The following is a 21,271-nucleotide window of genomic DNA, read 5'->3' on the forward strand; positions in this document are numbered from 1 at the left end:
AAGCGGGGAATGCGATACCGCCCCTTAAAAGTTAGTTTTACTCTAACTTTTAGGGTATGACAACTTCCCCGCTCTCTTTATTAATATTGATTAGTAGTCTTATGTCGTTCAACTAATTTTTTTAATGATTGAATCTGACCTAGATGCATCGCTTCATGGCTCAGTAAAAAGTGAAACAATTCGCTTTTTGTTTTAATACCAAACTTTGCAAGAGGACCTGTTACCTCTTCTCTCCAGAATTCCTCCGGTAAATCTTTAATTCTCTTTTCCTGAGATTGATAATTGGACTTGATATCATTCAAAGAAGGTGCACTTCTTTGCCAATATTTTGGCGAAGTTCCGCTTCTGAAAAATTCTCCATATAACTCTGAAAGCGGTGAACCGCTGCCAGGATAATCAAACAAGAAGGATTCCGCACTTACCAGTACATGCCCTAATTGCCAGCGAATCGTATTATTAAAACCTTCTGGTTGAAGATCAGCCTCCGCTTCAGATAAATCCTCTAAAATTTCCTGTAGCTTACTTCTGGTCAACTCAAATTGTTTTTGCATACCAGTCGTTTCCATATAATCCCCTCCACTAATTCTTTTTGCCCTTCACAAGATATGGGTTGCTATCCTTTATACCCTATCTTTCCTGAAAAAAAACAGAAGTGAAACGGCTTATTGGACTGATAACATACAAATTGTTAGCTGGTTGTTTGTTTTGCCTTATTTCTAATCAATTCTTTAACAAAGGACTCCAATTCCTTATGGCCCTTTTGATGCAGTAAACTTACAACCTTACTCCCTACAATAATTCCATCACAATAGTCATACAATTGATTGGCCGTCTTTGCATTGGATATTCCAAATCCCGCATAGATTGGACAATCCGTATTCTGCTTAAGTTGTAGGATTTGTTCTTTAAAGGCTTCATCATTCAACTGTGCCTGTTCTCCTGTTGTCCCATTTACCGTTACTGCATAAATAAAACCTTCCGCTCCATCACAAAGCTTTGCCATTCGAGTTGGATTTGCTGTTAAAGGTAAGATTCTGATTAACACAATGCCTTCCTTACTGAGCTCTTTCTTAAACATCTGCTCTTCCTCCAGCGGAACATCTGGTATGATACAGGCACTAATGGAGGCTTCTCTGCATTTTGCAGCAAACGTTGAAATCCCAAGTCGTAAAACAGGATTTGCATACGTCATAATAATTAACGGAATTTCAATAGTTTCCTCAGTATTCCTTAATTCATTTAATATATCCTCCAAATTAACATCTTGTTCCAGGGCACGTAAACCTGCTTCCTGAATACTTGGTCCATCAGCTACTGGGTCAGAAAATGGAATTCCAATTTCAATGGCGGATGCCTCTAATCTTTCAAAGTACTTTATAGTCGGAACAAGCTGATTGATCCCTCCATCACCGCCCATAATATAGGGTATAAACCCTTTTTCTCCACTCCTTTTAGCCTCTGAAAAACAGTCTACTAGCTTATTAGGCATGCTCCACACCTCCAATTACATTCATGACGGTATCCATATCTTTATCTCCTCTCCCGGATAAACAAATTACAATAGACTGATCTTTCCCCATATCAGGTGCCCTTTTGACTGCTTCCGCTATCGCATGCGAGCTTTCCAGCGCAGGTATAATTCCTTCCTTTCTTGTTAACAGCTTAAAAGCTTCCAATGCTTCATCATCCCTAATAGATGTATACTCAACTCTTCCCTCATCCTTCAAAAAGCAGTGCTCTGGCCCGACTCCCGGATAATCAAGTCCAGCCGATATAGAGTGGGCTTCCTCTATCTGTCCTGCTTTATCCTGCAGGAGATACATGAGTGCGCCATGTAAAATCCCCTTTTCTCCTTTTGTAAGAGACGCTGCATGCTCATTCGTATCTAACCCTTGGCCAGCCGCTTCCACGCCTACTAAAGTAACCTGTTCATCCTCTAAAAATTCGTAAAACATCCCCATCGCGTTACTGCCACCGCCGATACAGGCAATAATTTCATCTGGCAATCGATTGTGTAAAGCTAAGAATTGCTCCCTGGTTTCCCGACCTATTACACTCTGGAAATCTCGTACAATTTGCGGGAAAGGATGGGGTCCCATCACAGATCCCAATAAATAATGTGTATCCTCAATATGACCGACCCAGTAACGTAAAGCTTCATTTACGGCATCCTTCAGTGAACAGCTTCCTTGTTGTACAGGCACTACCTTTGCACCCAACAATTCCATTTTCAATACATTCGGTTTTTGCCTCTTCACATCTTTTTCACCCATAAAGATTACTGCTTCCAAACCAAGCAAGGCACAGGCTGAAGCAGTCGCGACTCCATGCTGGCCGGCACCTGTTTCCGCAACAATTCTTGTTTTGCCCATCGCTTTGGCAAGCAGGGCCTGACCAAGTGTATTATTAATTTTGTGAGCCCCGGTATGATTTAAATCCTCCCTTTTAAGGTAAATCCGCGCACCACCTAAATGTTCGGTCAAATTTTCCGCATAGTATAACGGAGTCTCTCTTCCTACATAATCCTTCAAAAGTAATTGATATTCAGTAATAAATGACTCTTCCTGCGCAATCGTTTTATAGGCTTCCTCCAATTCGAACAAAGCCGGCATTAATGTTTCCGGTACAAATCTTCCTCCATATTCCCCATATCGGCCAGTTTTATCTGGATATTCTTTTATTTGATTCACTTGATTTCCCCCTCTTTTGCCATTTTTATAAATTCAAAGATTTTTCTCGTATTTTTTCTCCCATTTACCTCAACACCACTGCTCACATCAACCATAAACGGATTTACAACCTCAATCGCAACTCTTACATTTTCAGAATTCAAGCCTCCCGCTAGAATGATAGTAGGATATTTAGCTCCCAGTCCTCTAACCTTTTCCCAATCAAATGCCACTCCGTTTCCACCTCTATATTCCCGTGCTTCAGCATCCAATAAAATATAATCAGCATGCTTAACATCACCAACATCTAAGTCTGCTTGAGCAGGCTTAATTCCTATCGATTTAATGATCGGCAATCCAACCTCCAAATAGTCTGCCGGCTTTTCTTCTCCATGAAGCTGAATGGCTGTCAATCCACAATATCGTGCCACTTGTTTCACCGTTTCTACCTCTTCATTAACAAAGACACCGACCTTCCAGATTTCACCTTTCAGTTTGGAGATGATTCGTTTGGCCTTCTCAGGAATAATTCTTCGCTTGCTTTCGGCGAACATAAATCCAAGGGCATCCGCACCTGCTTTTTCAGCTGCTAATGCATGCTCGACGGTTTGTATTCCACAGATTTTCACCTTCACCGACTGTACCTTCTTTCAATTTTCTTGATTTCTTTTACAAATTGAGCGGGATCTTGATGCATCATCAATGCCTCCCCAATTAGGATTGCATCCACGCCTGCATTGGCAACACGTAAACAATCATTAACATTCTTGATTCCACTTTCACTAATGACAATAGTCGACGGATCGTCAATCAATTTGATTAAATTTTCAGTAACAGCTAAATCCGCGTTAAATGTTTGAAGATTTCGATTATTTATGCCAATCAATTGCGGTTTAAGGGACAGAGCTGCCATTAAATCCTCCTCATCATGCACTTCCAGTAAAACTTCCAAATGTAGATGGAGAGCATACTCATACAATGCTTTTAATTTTCCAGGTGATAAAATTCTTACAATCAACAGGACTATACTTGCCCCCGATAAAAAGGCTTGATTAATCTGAGATTCTTCCAATATAAAATCCTTGCATAAGACTGACAGATCTATATGACTGCTTACAACCTGTAAATCTTCAAAGCTTCCATTAAAATATTCTTTATCCGTTAAAACAGATATGCCGTCAGCGCCGCCTTCCTTATATTGATTAGCTACCTCTATTGGGTCGGCCAAAGATTGAATGATTCCTTTTGATGGAGATGACCGTTTAAATTCTGCAATCACACCAAGGGTAGACTGACTTCTGATTCGTTCAGCAAAAGTATCTCTTACCTGCATTCGTTTGATGTCATTTGACAATTCAATTGCGGTTGATTTGCTTAACTCTCTCCTCTTGTGCTCCACGATATTCATTAAATAGGTTGGCATATATCATTGGCCCCTTTCGTTTGAACCGGTCCCCTAACTTCAAGTAATTTCCGATAGACAGCACCTGAATCAATTAATTCAGCCGCATACATGACTCCTTCCTGGATCGTAGAAACTTTCCCTGATACAAATAAACCAATTCCTGCATTTAGAAGGACGGCATCACGACATGGATTCTTTTCCCCACAGAAGATACCAATCATTTTTTTTGCATTTTCAGACGGCTCACCACCGGTCAAACGGCTATTGTCCGATACTTTCAATCCAACGTCATTGGGATGGATGGCTTCTTCTGTTATTAGACCACTCTGAACAAAATATAGCTTGTTTTCGCCAGACAATGAAGCTTCATCCATATTACCCGCTCCATGGATAATGGCAGCCTTTTTTCTCCCAGCCTTCAACAATACTTCTCCATACAGCTTTAATAGTTTTACATCATACACACCAACCATTTGATAGGTTAAATGGACTGGGTTTGTTAAGGGTCCGATTGCATTGAAAATCGTAGGAATACCCAATTGCTTCCGAACTGCAGCGATTCTTTTTAATTTTGGGTGGATATGTCCAGCATTCAAAAATACTAAGTTAGCTTGATGAATAGCTTTCCTGGCTTCTTCCTTTTGATTAATCGTATTAATGCCCAATGCGTTCAGCACATCCATGCTGCCGGATTGACTCGTCATATTTTTGTTTCCGTGCTTCACCATTTTGATTCCGGCACTTGCCAAAACAAATGCTGATGCCGTACTGATATTAAAGCTATTGCTGCGATCGCCTCCGGTACCACAATTATCCATGGCTTCCGGGATAGTTCCTAGCTGATGTGTCGATTCCTTTCGAATCATTTCTGCGATAATATACAGTTCCTTACTCCCGTATCCCTTCAATCCAATAGCCATCAAAAATGCAGCCAATTCCGCTTCAGAAACAGTTGGATTTAACATTTGTTTTGCAGCATCTGTCATTTCGCCCTCTGATAAACTCTTTCCTTTACTTAATTTGAAAAGATACTCATTCATGCAAGACTGCCTCCTTCACAGTACTATTAAGAAAATTAGTTATTATTGTTTTTCCATAGGGCGTTCCTATTGATTCAGGATGGAATTGAACGCCGTATAAGGGATACTGCTTATGACGAATGGCCATAATCTCGTCATCATCCTCTGAAGTTGCTATAATCTTAAACTCATTTGGCAATGTCTCTTCTTTTATAATTAGAGAATGGTATCTCATTGCCTGAAACCCTTGAGGTGTACCCTTAAAAATTTCATCTCCTGTATGGATGATCTTTGATGATTTACCATGTTTGATCTTTCCAGCTCGACTTACCGTAGCACCAAACACCTGGCCAATGGCCTGATGCCCTAGACAAACGCCTAAAATAGGAATATGGCTATAAAAAGCTTTAATCATTTCTTTACATATCCCACTCTCTTCAGGCCGACCAGGTCCGGGTGATAAGACAATTGATGTTGGTGATAAATCTTTTATTTCTTGAATCGTAAGGGCGTTATTTCGTTTAATCAGTACCTCTTCCCCCAGTTCTAATAAAAGCTGATAGAGGTTATACGTAAAGGAATCAAAATTATCGATAAGTAAAATCATTTATCCCATCCTCCTTAAATCCAACTTTATGAAGTGTTTCATACCATTCATTTTCCGGAATGGAATCATAGACAATACCAGCGCCAGCCTGGAAATGAATTTGTTGATCTTTAATTACCATCATTCGGATTGCTAAGGCGAGGTCTAATTCCCCACCGTAGGAGATAAAACCAACACCGCCGCCGTAAGCGCCTCTTCTTTCCTGTTCAGCCTCTGAGATTAACTGCATTGCTCTTATCTTTGGCGCGCCCGATACGGTTCCAGCCGGCAAACAGGCTTTAATTGCATCCATTGGATGAATCGCTTCGTTTAATAGGCCTGTAATTTCTGAAACAAGATGGATCACATTTTTAAATAATTCAATCTCCATAAACCGTTTAATATTTACACTTTCCGGCTTACAAATCTTCCCCAAATCATTTCTAGCAAGATCCACCAGCATGACATGTTCTGCCTTCTCTTTTTCATCCGCTATTAAACTGGCAATCTGTTCTTCATCTTCTTGAATAGTAGAGCCTCTTCGTCTTGTACCAGCTATCGGATTAGAGTGAATAACGCCCTGATCGATCGCAATCAATCGTTCAGGAGAGCAACCCACAATGTGATAGGAGCCAAAATTAATATGAAACTGGAATGTATCAGGATGCTCTTGCTTTAACTTCCCATAATAATCTTCCGGGTCTCCCCTAAATGAACCGGTCCATCGCTGCGACAAGACAGCCTGGAATATATCGCCGTTCCGTATTCTGGATTTTAATTCATTAACCGTATCAATAAATTTCTCCTGATTCGTATTGCTTTTAATTCCGTGAATCAAATACATTTCATTTCCAGAAGCCTGGCTATATGTGGATAGTTTTTCCCGAAAGTACTTCATGTTTTTAGCCAATTCTTCCTCTGATCGTTCACCTTCATAGTCTAAATGGAGGTGGCTGCATTCGGAGAAATCATCACCGCTGTAAATAAAATAATCTGTGTGATAGAGAAAATGAAAATCCGGAATACCAACCGGATTCATTTCCGGCGAATCTATTTCTTCAAAGAGAAAACTGTACGAATAACCGGCAAATCCAATGGAACCTCCTATAAATGGCAGATCAGGATAAAGGGCATCATCGATTGCAAGGGACGCTTTTATAAACTCATGCGGATTATTCACTTTCTTTTTCATTTGACCTTTTTTAAAGAACGTACCATCTATACTCGTCATGATTTCTGCATATAGGTTAAAGGCAACAATTTTTGTCCTGCTACCGCTCGGAGATGGAAATTCAAGCACAGCTTTATAAGACTTAGCAATGTCTTCTATATTTCTAAGTTTGTTCTTTTCCTCGGCTTTCAGTCGTTGCCTAATTATGTTAGGTTTCCTCAATCTAATCCCCCCTGAAAATAAAAAAATCCCCCATAAGCAAATAAATTGCTTATGGAGGACGTATAATCGTGGTGCCACCCCCGTTGGATCTCTTTCAGATACGATGAGGAAGGAATCCATCATTTAATATCCTATCCTTTTAACGGCGGAATCCCGTATTCCCCTACTAATCTTTCAGGGAATCACTCGAAAGCCCATTCACATAAAGCCTGCATACCGGTTCTCACCCACTCCGGCTCTCTGTAGTGCAATGTTTTTATGCTACTCCTCTTTCTTAACGTTTTATTTATTCAATTTTATCCCATACAAAAAGGGCCTCACATCCTTGAAAAAAGGACGAGAGACCCGCGGTACCACCTTAATTGATTGCTGAATTCAGCAATCCACTTTATGACAGCCTATAGAAATAACTGTCAGCCTATTTTAACGATTGGCTAAATCGGCCAAAGCATACTGAATAACTCACGTTCTGCTCGGCAACTCCGAAGTCCATTCACAAATGAAATCATACCGATTCCCACCCCCATCGGCTCTCTAAAACTCCTTCAAATGCTACTACTCTTCATCAACGCATTATTATGTTTAAGTTGTTGTTAATATTAAATTAATTATTTTGAATTGTCAATCTATTCAGTTAAAAATAGGCAAAATGATGCATTTTAGTCAGACAAAGTAAAAAATGACTATATGTTAATTAAAGGGATCATCTCTCTCATAGATTTTGTATTAATTTATCTATTAGAAACAAGCAACTTTAAGTATTATTGCGTTTTCCTATCCTCTAATTACAATACAAAGGCTTGATAGAAGGGTGTAGTTTATACGATTTTCAAAAAAAGAGTGCCAATTCAGTAAGAACTGGCACTCTTTAAGTAAATATCATTTGTATGATACAACATTAATTATTAATTTATTTTGTTAGTTAAACAATCATCCCTCAAGCAATAAAGATTCAGGGTCTTCGATTAATTTTTTCACATTCGCTAGGAAGCTAACTGCTTCTGCTCCGTCGACAATACGGTGATCGTAAGATAATGCGATATACATCATTGGGCGAACTTCAATTTTGTCATCCTCAACAGCAATCGGACGCTTTTTAATACCGTGCATTCCAAGAATACCTACTTGTGTTCCATTTAAAATAGGTGTTGACATTAAGGAACCGAAAACACCGCCATTTGTGATAGTAAAGGTTCCACCCTGTAAATCTGATAGGGCCAATTTATTATCACGTGCTTTTTTAGCCAAGCTGCCAATTTCTTTTTCAATTTCAGCAAAGTTCATACGATCCGCATCTCTAACAACAGGGACTACTAAGCCTTCTGGAGCAGATACTGCTACACCGATATCATAGTATTTTTTGATAAGCAGCTCATCACCTTGGATTTCTGCATTTAACAGTGGATACTTCTTAAGTGAACCAACCACGGCTTTTGTAAAGAAGGACATAAACCCTAATTTCACATCATTTTCTTTTTGGAATGCATCCTTACGTTTATTACGAAGGTTCATGATATTCGTCATATCTACTTCGTTAAATGTAGTCAGCATGGCTGTATTGTGTTGAACCTCAACCAAACGTTTCGCGATTGTTTGGCGTCTGCGTGACATTTTCACACGTTCTTCCGGTTTACCAGATACCTGAGCCGGTGCTGATGCTGCTTTTTTAGCTTCCGGTTTTGAAGGCTTAGGTGCAGGCGCGCTGGCTTGTGCATGACCATTGTAGGATTCTACATCCTGCTTGCGCACTCTTCCAAGTGGATCTACTGTAGGGATTTCATCCAAATCGATTCCTTTTTCTCTTGCTAATTTACGTGCAGCCGGAGAAGCAACTGTTTTATTTCCTTTTTTCTCTTCTTCTTTTGGTTCAGGAGCAGGTGCTGCTTTTGGCTCTTCTTTTACTTGTTCTTTTGCAACAGGTTCTTGTTTTTCACTCTGTGCAGGCGCTCCATCAGCATCTACCATCGCAATTGCTTCCCCAACAAGAACTGTATCTCCCTCTTCTTTTAATTGCTCTGTCAAAACTCCTTCATAGTCGGAGATGATTTCAACATTTACTTTATCTGTTTCAAGCTCAACGATATATTCACCTTTTTCAACCTTTTCACCCGGTTGTTTAAGCCATTGTGCAATTGTTCCCTCTGTAATTGATTCCGCTAATTCTGGTACTTTTACCTCTGCCATCTCTCTATTTCCTCCTCTATTCGCGAGTTAATGCGCTGTCAATAATACGATTTTGTCCTTGTTTATGAATGGTTGGATCTCCCTCTGCAGGACTGGATCGTCTTCTTCTGCCGATGTACTCAACTTTAACCCCTTCTGGTGCTGCTATTCTTAAACGTGGCTCAACGAAATTCCACGCGCCCATATTTTTAGGCTCTTCCTGTACCCATACAATCTCTTTTAGATTCGGGTAGGATGCAAATAATTCTTGAACCCCTTTAAGTGGGAATGGATAGATTTCTTCAATTCTCACAATATGAAGCCAATCAAGATTTTCTTGAGCTTCAATAGCCTGAGATAAATCAATTGCCATTTTACCTGTACAGCAAACGATTCTTTTCACACTGTCTTTTTTGGTTCCTAAGCCTGGCTGTTCAATAAAGGACTTGAATTCACCGTCACTCAGTTCTTCAGCTGTACTCGCAACAGTCGGATTTCTCAGCAAGCTCTTTGGCGTCATTAATACCAGTGGGCGTACTTCTTCTTTTCCTAAAATAGCTGCTTGTCTTCTTAAAATATGGAAGTATTGAGCTGCTGAACTTAAATTAGCTACAGTCCAGTTATTCTCTGCTGCCAATGATAAATATCGCTCCAAACGCGCACTGGAGTGTTCCGGTCCCTGGCCTTCATAGCCATGAGGCAATAGCATGACTAAGCCAGATTTTTGGCCCCATTTCGCTCTCCCTGCAGCAATAAATTGATCAAATAATACTTGAGCAGTGTTAGCAAAATCACCATATTGGGCTTCCCATAAAACGAGCGTATCCGGTGATTGAACATTGTATCCATATTCAAATCCAATCACAGCTGCTTCAGACAATGGACTGTTATGAACCGCAAAGGAAGCTTTTGCCCCTTCAAGTCCATGTAATGGAGAATAGGTTTCTCCCGTTTCACTGTCATGTAAAACAATGTTTCTATGAGCAAATGTACCGCGCTCGGAATCCTGTCCAGTAAGGCGGACCGGTGTACCATCCTGTAAGATAGTTGCAAATGCTAACGTTTCAGCCAAAGCCCAGTCTACCTTATTTCCTTCTTCCAAAGCATTCTGTCTTCTCATAAGGATTTTATCCAGTTTATTAAATACCTTGAAGTTCTCAGGTCGTTTTAAAAGCTCCGCATTTATTTGCTTTAATACGTCAAGCTCTACTTTTGTATCTACCTTCGGAATCCCGGATTCAATAATTTTTGGAACATCAGCCGCTTCAAGTGGAGAATCTTCCTTTTCACCCACTTGATTATAGTACTCTTTCAACATATCAAAATGTTCCTGATCCAGACGAGCGACCTCTTCTTCCGTTACAAGTCCTTCATCCACTAGTCTCTTTGCATACACCTCTCTAGGTGTTGGATGCTCATGCACCATCTTGTACATGGCCGGATTTGTTGTCATTGGCTCGTCCATTTCGTTATGGCCATAACGTCTGTATCCAATTAAATCTATTAAAAAGTCTTTTTTGAAATTTTGACGATATAAAATAGCTACATAAGCTGCTGCTAATACAGCCTCTGGATCATCCGCATTGACATGGATAATCGGGATTTCATATCCCTTCGCCAGATCACTTGAGTATCGAGTGGATCGGGAATCCCGGCTTTCTGTTGTAAATCCAATCATATTGTTCGCGATAATATGAACGGTGCCTCCTGTTTGATATCCTTTAAGGCGACTTAGATTCAAGGTTTCCGCCACAATTCCCTGACCTGGGAATGCTGCATCTCCATGAATAATAATTGACATACTGGAATTAGAATCCTGTACAGGAAATCCTTTTCGGCTTCTGTCATCCTGTACAGCCCTTGTATATCCATTTACGATGGGATTAACAAATTCCAAGTGACTCGGGTTATTTGCCAACGTTATAACCGCTTCTCTTGTATTCTCTTCTTTAATTTTACGACCTGCGCCTAAATGGTATTTCACATCACCCGTCCATCCAAATGTAACACCAATGGATCCTTCAGATGGCACCAATTTTTTATCCGGAGCATGCTGAAACTCAGAGAATATTTTTTTGTACGGTTTATCCAGCACATGAGCCAGTACATTTAATCTGCCTCTATGTGCCATTCCGATATTAATAGAAGTAGTTCCGCCGCGAACGGATCTTGAAACTAATTCATCAAGAAGTGGAACTAAAGAATCTACACCTTCAATTGAGAATCTCTTCTGTCCAACAAAGGTTTTATGTAAGAATCGCTCAAATCCATCCACTTCAGTTAAGCGCTTCAACAAATTTTTCTTTTTAGCTGCCGAGATTGCAAAACCGGAGGCTGTTTGTTCAACCATTTGTGTAAGCCACTTTTTCTCTTCCATGTCATGGATATGATCGAATTCAAAAGCAATCGTTCTCGTATATAAAACTTTTAAATATTCGATGGCTTCATGGCCATTTTGAATGTTTGCAGGCAAAACATCACTGATTAAGGAAGCTGGCATCGCTTTCAAATCATCAGTCGTTAAATCATATTTACCCAATCCTAAATTAATATCTTTCTTTACCTTACTGTACAATGGATAAATATCAGCGGCCAAATGTCCGTTTATTCGAATATCCTCAGCCAATTTGACAGCCTGCGATACTTTATACATCATTTTTGCTGTGAACTGACCGTCTGAAACTTCCTTACTTTGATTACCCCTTGTTTGTTCGGTTTCCTCTAATCTTGGAGGTCCCCATTCTTCAAATAATCTCACCAAATCCGGATCCACTTGCTCTGGGTCCTGTAAAAAAACTTCGTACATTTCCTGGACGTAACCCAAGTTTGGCCCCTGAAACTCTAGCCAAGGGTTTGTTACAGGTGTATCAAGTTTCATTATGAAATCCCCCTGTTAAACATTGTTTTGCCTTAATCCTGCGACTGAATAATATATAATAATAATGTTATCGAAAGAGTCGGAAGGATAAAACATTTCCGACATTATTCTACCATGTTTTGGTGAATATACCCAAAGGTTTGCACTTAATTTACGAGAAAATCAAAACTTTCTAAAAAATCAGCTATTATGAAATAGCAAAAAAAGAGAATTGATTATATAACCAACTCTCCTTTCTGATTAATTCCAAATTGAATCATGCTGGATTCACATACCCATTCATAGCCAATTTTTTGATAAATTGAATTTAAAGTTGGATTTGATAAATCCGTATATAAACTGCAAAATAAATAGTTTTCAAGAAGTTGTTTCGAAAAAGTGTGAACGGCCGAGCTCGCATACCCCTTCCCTCTCTCTTCATCGGGAGTATAAACCAGCGAGACTACAATTCCATTTTGCGTTGGCCGAGCCCACTTCACCATCGATACCGGTCTGTTCTGATCAATCCATAAATGTAAGGACTTCTCCTTGATATAATCATTTGCCCTTGCCTGACAATCTTCGTAAGTGAGATTATCAACCGTATATTTAGTGAACTCCTTAATCCAATCAGCTACTAAGGGAGCATCTTCATGGCCTGCCATACGTAAATACCCTTTTGTGATTTGAACAGAATTCAGTTTTGTCAGTTTATAGATTCCCTGTTCCACGCCAATAGAGCCCTCAATTCCCGTTACACACTTCCATTCATCAGCAAATAAATGCGCTAATTGCTTTTCGCCTGTTATCCCTGGAAACATGAACCCTTCTTCAACAAATTTATTTACAGCAAAGGAAATAGCTTCTTTTTGGTTTGGATCGCCTGCAATAAGCAGATTATGTGGATGAGTTCGTAAAAAAATCAGGACAGTCTGATCCTTTACCTCCACTGTACACATGAAAAGTTTTATAGTATCTGATGGATTTTGGATCAATTTATTCACCAATCCCAGGATGACATTATGCTTCACTTCTTCCTTTAAAAGAATAGGTTCGACTTTGTCCTTAAAAGGTTTAATCGTGTCATAGAATACGATATTCATTTTGGCTCATCCTCCTTGTCTCTATTATCCTTCTAATCTATATATTTCAAAACAATTTAATTTAAAATCTTGTGAGTTTACATAATATTTTTATAACTAACTACTATTGTATAACAAAAACAGCAACCCCTATAGAGGATTGCTGCTTAATTTATAGTAGACTGTGTGCTGCAAATTAGTTTATGTCTAATATTCCATTCTGTGGAAGCTCGATTATAAAATGAGTTCCTTCAGGTGAGCTTTTAGAAATTGTAATATTCCCCAAATGCTCTATGATTGTTTTCTTAACAAATGGTAATCCCAATCCCATTCCCCGCTTGTCTATTGAGATAAATGGGTCAAATACACTTTCCCAGTTAGCTGGAGGGATTCCCTTGCCTGTATCAATAAAATGAATAATAATATGTTCATTTTTCAATTCGGTCTTAATCAATATTTTCTTATCATCTCTATCTTCAGGCATAGCCTCCACGCTGTTCTTGATTAAGTTGATAAAGACTTGCCCCAAATTGGTTTTATTAATATAGGCATTCAAAGGTACGTAATTGTTAACCAATTCAATATCCACCTGATTTGTACGCAACATTTCAGAAGACATGTTAATGGAATCCAGAATAACCTCTATTAAATTTTCCTTTTTCAGTACTAGATTGGATGACTTCATATAATCCTTATAATTATTGGTCAGTTTACCTAAATGTTCAGATGACTTTTGAATCATATCTAGTGTTTTCTTATCTGACTCTGTTAAGTCATTGCTCAGACTAAGAAGATTTGAAAAACTCTTGATAATTTGATTGGTATTTTTCACTTCATGAATTAAACTTCCCGCTAAATTCCCGGTATAATCCAGCTTTTTTTGTCTTTCCAGCAGTTGATAATGACTATCTTTTAGACTCGTGTTCAGTTTAACAAAGAAATGCACCATAAAAACAGAGAATACGATTACCCCGATGCTGCTTGTTATGGCACCTGTCCCTGGTGAAAGGTTTAAATATCCCGATAAGATTAGCCAAATAGAGGCTAAACAGAAAGCATTTAAGAATTTTCTGAAACTCGTGTTAGATATATTTCTCGAAACTAAATAGACAAGAATTAGAAAGATGATAAAACCAATCATATGTAAAATGAATATCCATCCTAAAGTCCCATACACTGGGTAATAAAAACTGGATGAGAAACTGGTCTTTACGGTTAACCCACTAATCCCTAATTCCGTTAGATTGATTATATACACCACTCCGCTTAAAATAATAAAAAAGATGAGTGACTTCTTATCAAGTAATAACCTCGATACCTTTGCTAACCAAGGAGTATCTGTTAACATTGTTGGCTGATCCTTTATAATCAAATATGCTACATAGAGAACAATCGGCACTCCAAAAGTTGGCCCTAAACGCAGCAATTTAAATAATACAAGAATGGTACTCTCAGAAAGAATATCTGAAAAATAAAGAACCCCAACATCAATTTGCCAAATTGAAACAAAGAGCATGTATAAAACGATACCCATTGTTAATCTTGATTCATTATACATACTTTTTATAACGAATGAAACAACCAAAGGGATCAACCCAATAGTACATATTAATAATCCGATAATCATTTATTTTTGCACTCCATTGCTGTATGATCAGGTCTATATTTTTTAATATAAGCACATGCATTATTCCCGCCATGTCCATGATTGGTAACAGCTACTTCATTGACCTCCTGATAAATCGTTTCGGTAACAATATTCATATCTTCATAGCCTTTTTTAGTTGTTCTTATTGTTGGAGGAATAAAATCATGTTCCACACTTAATAATGAAGATATCACTTGCAAGATACCAATGGCGGCTAGAGGGTTTCCATACATACTTTTTATCGAGCTATATGGTGTTTGATGATTAAATAATTCCCTTGAGCACTTTTCTTCTATCCGATCATTCTGCTGGATCCCAAGTGCCTGGCTGTTGATATAATCTGGATTGCGGCCACTCGTGACATCTTTTAATGCATTAATCATCTGTTCTCCTGATTCATCCGAATCAAATATATAAGACCCATCATTATTCGAGATAATATCAACAATTTCTCCTTTAATATGAGCTCCTCGCTTAATGGCATCATCTTCTCTCTCTAAAACAATCACACCAGAAGCTTCAGAAGCAGCAAACCCTTTACTATCTTCATGAAATGGAACGGCTCCTACATCCATTGCTTGATTCAAAGGTAATATTCTTGTTTTAGAAAAAGCATAAGTCATTAGTTTACCAATCGGACTCTCTGTTCCACCTACTATAGCCACATCTATTTTACCGGCTTTTAAATAGAGCAAAGCCTCTTCAATTGCTTCCAAACTGGAAGTGCAGCCAGTGCTTATTGTTTTTGTCACACCTTTTGCTCCTAAAAAGTAAGCGATAGATGAGGTCATACTGTGATAATTGACATAGTGAGAAAACGTAATAGGCATTTTTCTATAATCATCATTGTTCGCATGTACAACTGCGTCCAGAGAATATTGATCTACGGAGGATCCAAGTGAAGTTCCAAAGAAAACCCCTACTTTTTTACCTGCTAAATCCACCCCTGCTGATTCCAATGCCTCTCGCCCGGCCACGATTCCCAATTTAGAAACTTTGGGTAACCGATTAATTCTCCTATCTTTCTCTAACTCTTCTAATCCATTATGTATTAGACCAACTATATTGGACTCTCCTTTATACCCTTCTCCATCTATTACTTCCAGTGTGTTCACACCATGCTGTAAATTATATAAAAATTCGTCGGTATTCCTTGTATTCGGGGCTATTGTCCCGTAGCCACTAACTACTATTTTCATGTAATTTTCCGCCTTAGTTGAGAATATTTACCTAAAAAAATTATAGCAGATAATATTTCAGAATGACTATAGGAAAAAACTATTAAAAATATATTTAAATAATCTAAATAGTTTAAATAAATCATTAATACTACTTTATAAAATAATCAAAAGCGTATGTTGATACCACATGTCGTTGAGCTTTTAGTTTGGGAGATAAAGTAACTTTAATTTCAGATGTTCACATACCTGGAACTCTAGTAAGATATCAGCCCAACAAGAATGTTATTAGCCATCAATAATATAAATTCTTTAATCTATCAAATTTCCTGCTAACAGCTAGCAAATATTGCAGACCGCAGTCCTAACTCCTAAAAACCAAGGAGAAATTTCGAGTAATAAAGACCATTGAGAATAAAAAAGCTGCATACCGTAAAATCCCGGAATACAGCCATATCTAAGGTTCAAGCATCAAACACTTCTTAACTTTTTACTGCTTAAAACTTATAATCCTCTTCTAAAACTTTCATTCATTAAAGTGATTTAGAAGAATACTTTAATACTTGCTAGGATCGTAAGCACACCTACAACAATGACAAACACGTTGCTCAATTTCCCTCTGTATTTAGCTAGTACTGGTACTTTACGGATTGCATACATTGGTAATACACATAAGATAGCAGCAACTAGAGGTCCGCTGAGTGTATCAATTAATCCTAGAATACTTGGATTTGTATAAGCAACAAACCAACATGTTAATACCACAAATACTAGAATTGCAGTTTTAATTGTTTTTTCTTTAATACTTTTTCCGCGTGCTTTTCCTGATGCCACAATCATGTCACGCATTACTTCGTAAGCTCCTACATAATGACCAAGGAAGGACTTTGTGATGGCCACGAATGCAATAATAGGCGCTGCAATAGCAATTATTGGTGAACCAAGTTCATTCGCAAGATAAGATAGGATTGATAAATTCTGTTGCTTTGCCATGGCAAGATCACTTGGAGTTAAGCTCAAGACACTGCTCCAAACGAAGAACATGACAACAGAGAATGTCATAATATAACATACTTTTTGTATTTGGGCACATTTCGCGTCAGTCGCATCTTTTCCATAAGTTGCCCGCTGTTTCATTACAAATGACGATACAATAGGAGAATGGTTAAACGAGAATACGATAATTGGTAATATCAACAGTATAATTCCAAAATATCCGGATCCTGATGAAGCAGTAGAAACACTTGCAGAACTAAAAATCGATGTATTCCACTGTGGAATTAAAGATACTGCGATAAATAACAGAGAAGCTATAAATGGATAAACTAGCATGCTCATCACTTTTACAGTTATATCTTGTCCAAAATTTAGTATGACGATAAGACCGAGAATTAATACAAGTGATAAAATGGCTCTTGGCGGCTCGTTCATATGCAATTGATTTACCATAAAACTACTTGCTGTATTTGTAAGTGCAACTGAATACATCAGCACGATCGTATAAATAGAGAAGAAATAAACTATGTTAAAGGCTATACTTGCCTTATTTCCAAAATACTCCCTTATCGTACCGGTAATTCCCTCATCAGCAGAATCTGAAGCAGCTATCATTTTAGCAAGTGCCCTATGCGAGTAGTACATTACCGGAAAGGCTAGTATAGTAATTAACAATAATGATATTAATCCGCCTGATCCTGCATTAATAGGTAAAAAGAGTACACCCGCTCCAATTGCTGTTCCAAAAAGGCTCAAAGCCCAGGTTGTATCTTGTTTATGCCATTTCTTCGCATCTGGAAAATTCTCTTGTATTACTGAATGATCTTCAACTGGTAATTCGAGTTTTTTTGCTGTATTTCCATGCATAATAAGGTTCCTCCTTATATATACCCTAGCTTTCTGCTAAGGCTTATAAATATGGATATTTTTTTAAAATTAAATTACTTATAAGATTCGGACAATAGAGATTATTAAATTACAACGCTAGCACTGAGAAATTTGTTTATCTACCATTCTAGTGTATTTGTTGGCGTTTGCAAAATATTGTATTTGTATAGGTATAAATCCCTTTATTTCTATATTTGTCTTCTCTTCTTACTTTTCTCCAAAAATTTTATGTTTAATGGCAATACCTGTTGGTGTAGCTGCCACTCCTCCTAAACCTGTCTCTCTTAACTCGCGCGGCATTTGTCTACCTATTTTATACATGGCTTCAACTACTTCGTCGGCACTAATGATATTATCTACGCCGGCTAATGCCATGTCCGCTGCAACTAAGGCATTGGCCGTTCCAATAGCGTTTCTCTTTACACAAGGAACCTCTACCAATCCAGCGACTGGATCACATACTAAACCAAGCAAATTTTGAAGGGCAGTTGAGAAGGCTTCCGATGATTGCTGCGGTGTTCCACCGGCAACTTCTACTGCAGCTGCTGCTGCCATTGCCGAGGCACTGCCTACTTCAGCTTGACATCCTCCAAACGCTCCAGCAATACAAGCATTATTGGCTACTATCATTCCAAATAAAGCAGAAGTGAATAGAAAATGCACCATATCTTCGTGACTTAACTGCAACGTATCTTTAATACCGAATAGGACCCCAGGAACTGTTCCGCTCGCGCCTGCTGTTGGAGTTGCACAAATTGCCCCTAACGAAGCATTTACTTCATTAACACCAATTGCATGTTGAACCCCAAATACCATCATATCTCCAGAAAGAGTTTTTCCACGTTCGCGATATTTTTTGATTTTAACAGCATCGCCACCAGTTAAACCGGTCGGAGAAAATACCCCGTCTCCCTCAATACTTTTATTTATGGCATTTTCCATGGTGAGTAGATTTTTTTCCATTTTGATCCAAACTTCATCATAGGTGGATCTAGTTTGTTGGATTTCCTGCTCAATGGCTAATTCATAAATGGGTTTTTGCCTTTTATTAGCTGCATCCACGATTTCTTTTATGGTCATGTACATAAACTTTTCACCTCCCTAAGATTTTAAAGAATAATAATAGTAGCTGTATTACTAAGGTCCTTCAATTTCTGCTGAACATTGTTACGTAATTGAGAATCTAATGTAAATTCAAAGAGGTGTTTTCCGTCTTTTTCTAAACTGATAAAGCTGTTAATATCGACATCATTTTCTTTAAGAATCCTGCGTAACCCAAATTCAAGGTCATCTTTTTCAGAAATCGCTAGTATAACTGGCAATGGTCCTTCAAGATTCAATTTAAAACCGTCCATTTCAATCTGTTTGACCTCAATCATACCGCCGCCGACCGAAATTCCCATCGTTCTAATACTTCTATATTCATCCTCCAGATAAACATCTGCAGTATTGGGATGACCGGCAGGACTATCAATCACTTCTTCAATAAAAACAATCTGGATACCCTTAGATTCTGCTATTTTAATAGCATCCGGTACTCTGCTATCATCAGCAGCAAATCCTAATATACCAGCAACAATGGCAAAATCAGTTCCATGACCTTTATGAGTTTCAGCAAATGATTCATAGTACCGGACCAAAACTTTTTTTGGAAGACCTTGAAATAATTTATTGGCAACTGCTCCAATAGCTAAGGCACCTGCTGTGTGCGAACTCGAGGGCCCTATCATTACCGGACCTATTACATCAAAACAACTTTTATAATTAATAATCTTTTTTTCTTTAACGGGTGCTACATTAATACTCATATAAAATTCCCCCACCCCATTAAATTACTTGATCTTTAAAATTGATCTTGCACTGTAAACTTTCAATAGATGAACATGGCTTGTACCAGTGAGCTTAATAGAGTTTTAACTCCGCTTTAATTGAAAAGGTTTTCATTACTAACCAATAAAATCGAATCGTATTTATCTCGAATACTAACTAACATTGCCATCATTTCTTTTGCAACTTAATGCCTTCAAAACATAATTAACAGCAATTCCTAGTTGTTCCATAAATCCGATTCCAGATACACCACCTTTAGCAAAATTTAGAAAGCATAAGGTTAAAAACGGTACCGCAACTGCTCTAAAAAATCCTTATAAAGTGTTTCAAGCTGACCTTGGAAATCTATTAATTAATTTCCAATAATTTATTACAGTAGTTATTATTTACTACTCGCTCAAAGTATCACATAATTGGTTTAATATGTCAATACGATTTAATAAAAACTTATTTTTGTAAAAATTTATTATTAGAAAGCCTTTACAATCTGCTATAATTATTGGTAGATTATGTTTTAATTGGTTCTATTATCTAAGGGTTGCTTAATAACATTGATAATCCCCAACCTTCCCTAACCACTGAGCAAGCGCATAAATACAGGTGCAAAAATGAAGACTTGCATGTAGGTTTTAACTTACAATGCTTGTAGTTAAATTGGTAACTATTCTTTGATCTCGATGTTCCATTAAAAAGAGTTTCCTAAAAGGAGGAAAACCTAATTGGATAAAGATCTATTTCGACATTATCAAACTATAATGAATTATTTTGGTGAAATTTTAGGACCTAATTATGAATTTGTATTACATATTTTAAATCCTAATGGAGGTTCTCATATCGGTCATATTGTCAATGCTGACTTGAGCGAAAGGTCCTTAAATAGCCCATTGACTAACTATGCAAAAAAGTTAATCAACGATAAGGTTTATTTAGACAATGATTATGTTGTTGGATATGTTGGGGAAGGACCGCGGGGTAAAAAATTTCGTTCATCCACTTTGTTTATAAAAGATCATGAAGGTCAATTACAGGGACTTTTATGTATAAATTTTGATGCAGACGTTTATCGAAAAGTCGCCAAGGATATATTAAGTTTAGCCAATCTAAGCTTTGATATTAAACATATTGAAATGAAAACTGAACAAGAGAAACCTGTAGAAAAGCTTCAAGATAATGTAAGTAATATCATTTATACAGTAATAGATAGAGATATCCTCGAATCTGGAGCCCAATTATCACCTGACCAAAAGAAGCTTGCTATTTCAAAATTAAAAGAGTATGGGATATTTGATATGAAAGGCACAATAAGTGAAGTGGCAGATATAATGGGAATGTCCGAGTCCAGTGTTTATCGTTACCTTCAAATGGTATCACGAAGCAAAAAAGCAGTACCGGTATAATAAAGTGCATGTCAATTAAGCTGGAGAGTCCGAGGAAAGACTAGATATCTCGCAGACTTCCCAGCTTATTTTTCATCCACTTTTTTCCACACTTTAAAAAGTCATATAGGTTGTCATCCTACAGAAAAATTTACATCTCGAAGTCTATCTAGGTTGCTTG

17 protein-coding genes and 2 other annotated features are annotated in these 21,271 nt (G+C 37.9%); of the genes, 1 reads left to right on the forward strand and 16 read right to left on the reverse strand.

Going from position 1 to position 21,271, the window contains the following annotated elements:
* Positions 1-80 precede the first annotated feature (80 nt).
* From FHY47_RS05505 to sdaAB, 16 genes are all read right to left on the reverse strand, one after another.
* Positions 81-566, reverse strand: a complete 486-nt coding sequence (locus tag FHY47_RS05505; RefSeq protein WP_066106986.1) for a DinB family protein — start codon at positions 564-566, stop codon at positions 81-83.
* Positions 567-688: 122 nt separating this feature from the next.
* Positions 689-1,489, reverse strand: a complete 801-nt coding sequence (gene trpA, locus FHY47_RS05510) for a tryptophan synthase subunit alpha (RefSeq protein ID WP_148629794.1) — start codon at positions 1,487-1,489, stop codon at positions 689-691.
* Entirely contained in the window at positions 1,482-2,681 is a 1,200-nt protein-coding gene (trpB, locus tag FHY47_RS05515; RefSeq protein WP_262365992.1) for a tryptophan synthase subunit beta, read from the reverse strand. Before trpB ends, trpA begins: the two co-directional genes overlap by 8 nt.
* A 5-nt stretch (positions 2,682-2,686) precedes the next feature.
* A complete protein-coding gene (locus FHY47_RS05520; protein ID WP_148629795.1) occupies positions 2,687-3,304 on the reverse strand; it encodes a phosphoribosylanthranilate isomerase in 618 nt (205 codons plus the stop codon).
* Entirely contained in the window at positions 3,301-4,092 is a 792-nt protein-coding gene (gene trpC / locus FHY47_RS05525; RefSeq protein ID WP_148629796.1) for an indole-3-glycerol phosphate synthase TrpC, read from the reverse strand. The genes FHY47_RS05520 and trpC overlap by 4 nt, the downstream gene beginning before the upstream one ends.
* Positions 4,077-5,114, reverse strand: a complete 1,038-nt coding sequence (gene trpD / locus FHY47_RS05530; protein ID WP_148629797.1) for an anthranilate phosphoribosyltransferase — start codon at positions 5,112-5,114, stop codon at positions 4,077-4,079. Before trpD ends, trpC begins: the two co-directional genes overlap by 16 nt.
* Positions 5,107-5,700, reverse strand: a complete 594-nt coding sequence (locus FHY47_RS05535) for an anthranilate synthase component II (RefSeq protein WP_066107002.1) — start codon at positions 5,698-5,700, stop codon at positions 5,107-5,109. The genes trpD and FHY47_RS05535 overlap by 8 nt, the downstream gene beginning before the upstream one ends.
* Positions 5,681-7,072: an anthranilate synthase component I family protein gene (locus tag FHY47_RS05540; RefSeq protein WP_148629798.1), complete on the reverse strand. Its 1,392-nt coding sequence runs from the start codon at positions 7,070-7,072 to the stop codon at positions 5,681-5,683. Before FHY47_RS05540 ends, FHY47_RS05535 begins: the two co-directional genes overlap by 20 nt.
* Before the next feature lie 51 nt (positions 7,073-7,123).
* Positions 7,124-7,359 (reverse strand) — a binding site (T-box leader).
* 42 nt (positions 7,360-7,401) lie between these two features.
* Positions 7,402-7,650: a binding site (T-box leader), on the reverse strand.
* 352 nt (positions 7,651-8,002) lie between these two features.
* Positions 8,003-9,256 (reverse strand): 2-oxoglutarate dehydrogenase complex dihydrolipoyllysine-residue succinyltransferase, encoded by a 1,254-nt coding sequence (gene odhB, locus FHY47_RS05545; RefSeq protein ID WP_148629799.1) that lies wholly within the window; start codon positions 9,254-9,256, stop codon positions 8,003-8,005.
* 16 nt (positions 9,257-9,272) lie between these two features.
* Positions 9,273-12,113, reverse strand: a complete 2,841-nt coding sequence (sucA, locus tag FHY47_RS05550; RefSeq protein WP_148629800.1) for a 2-oxoglutarate dehydrogenase E1 component — start codon at positions 12,111-12,113, stop codon at positions 9,273-9,275.
* Between the two features lie 215 nt (positions 12,114-12,328).
* Positions 12,329-13,195 carry a GNAT family N-acetyltransferase gene (locus FHY47_RS05555; RefSeq protein WP_148629801.1) on the reverse strand — a complete coding sequence of 289 codons (867 nt, stop codon included), beginning with the start codon at positions 13,193-13,195 and terminating at the stop codon, positions 12,329-12,331.
* A 175-nt stretch (positions 13,196-13,370) separates the two neighbouring features.
* Positions 13,371-14,801 (reverse strand): sensor histidine kinase, encoded by a 1,431-nt coding sequence (locus FHY47_RS05560; RefSeq protein WP_262365970.1) that lies wholly within the window; start codon positions 14,799-14,801, stop codon positions 13,371-13,373.
* Positions 14,798-16,021: a beta-ketoacyl-[acyl-carrier-protein] synthase family protein gene (locus FHY47_RS05565; RefSeq protein ID WP_139891824.1), complete on the reverse strand. Its 1,224-nt coding sequence runs from the start codon at positions 16,019-16,021 to the stop codon at positions 14,798-14,800. Before FHY47_RS05565 ends, FHY47_RS05560 begins: the two co-directional genes overlap by 4 nt.
* A gap of 522 nt (positions 16,022-16,543) precedes the next feature.
* On the reverse strand, positions 16,544-17,863 hold the full coding sequence (locus tag FHY47_RS05570; RefSeq protein WP_148629802.1) for an amino acid permease: 1,320 nt from the start codon (positions 17,861-17,863) through the stop codon (positions 16,544-16,546).
* A 228-nt stretch (positions 17,864-18,091) separates the two neighbouring features.
* Complete coding sequence (sdaAA, locus tag FHY47_RS05575; RefSeq protein ID WP_148629803.1) at positions 18,092-18,970, reverse strand: L-serine ammonia-lyase, iron-sulfur-dependent, subunit alpha; 879 nt, start codon at positions 18,968-18,970, stop codon at positions 18,092-18,094.
* Positions 18,971-18,993: 23 nt separating this feature from the next.
* Positions 18,994-19,692 (reverse strand): L-serine ammonia-lyase, iron-sulfur-dependent subunit beta, encoded by a 699-nt coding sequence (gene sdaAB / locus FHY47_RS05580; protein WP_148629804.1) that lies wholly within the window; start codon positions 19,690-19,692, stop codon positions 18,994-18,996.
* 741 nt (positions 19,693-20,433) lie between these two features.
* On the opposite strand from sdaAB, the gene FHY47_RS05585 reads away from it, so the two are divergent.
* A complete protein-coding gene (locus tag FHY47_RS05585) occupies positions 20,434-21,111 on the forward strand; it encodes a helix-turn-helix transcriptional regulator (RefSeq protein ID WP_148629805.1) in 678 nt (225 codons plus the stop codon).
* Positions 21,112-21,271: the final 160 nt, after the last annotated feature.

Origin of the sequence: Bacillus sp. E214 (genome assembly GCF_008087365.1) — a bacterium.
Lineage (GTDB): Bacteria > Bacillota > Bacilli > Bacillales > Pradoshiaceae > Pradoshia.